This is a genomic window from Pseudomonas sp. 2995-1 (assembly GCF_002742505.1).
In the GTDB taxonomy this organism is placed as follows: domain Bacteria; phylum Pseudomonadota; class Gammaproteobacteria; order Pseudomonadales; family Pseudomonadaceae; genus Aquipseudomonas; species Aquipseudomonas sivasensis.
Window position 1 is genome coordinate 1 of record NZ_LJSA01000691.1, and the last position, 251, is coordinate 251.

The 251-nt window shown below is 41.0% G+C and carries 1 protein-coding gene; it reads left to right on the forward strand.

Annotation, left to right across the window (positions count from 1 at the left end):
- A partial coding sequence (locus tag AOA61_RS30725) for an RNB domain-containing ribonuclease (RefSeq protein WP_143521301.1) occupies positions 1 to 251 on the forward strand: 251 nt, incomplete at both ends.

Consider the following 251-nt stretch of genomic DNA (forward strand, 5'->3'; position numbering starts at 1 on the left):
GCAATAGACTTTGATTTCAAAGAAGCGAAGGTATTGGTGGACCCAGAGGACGGTACTCCAACAGATGTTGTGTTACGTGAACGTTCAGTGGCAGAACGTCTCATTGAGGAATTCATGTTATGTGCCAATGAAACTGTGGCAGAACATTTCCACTGGATGAAAGTACCATTCATGTACCGAATCCACGAAGATCCAGATGAGGAAAAGCTTAATAAGTTTTTAGAATTCATTACGAACTTTGGTTATGTGGT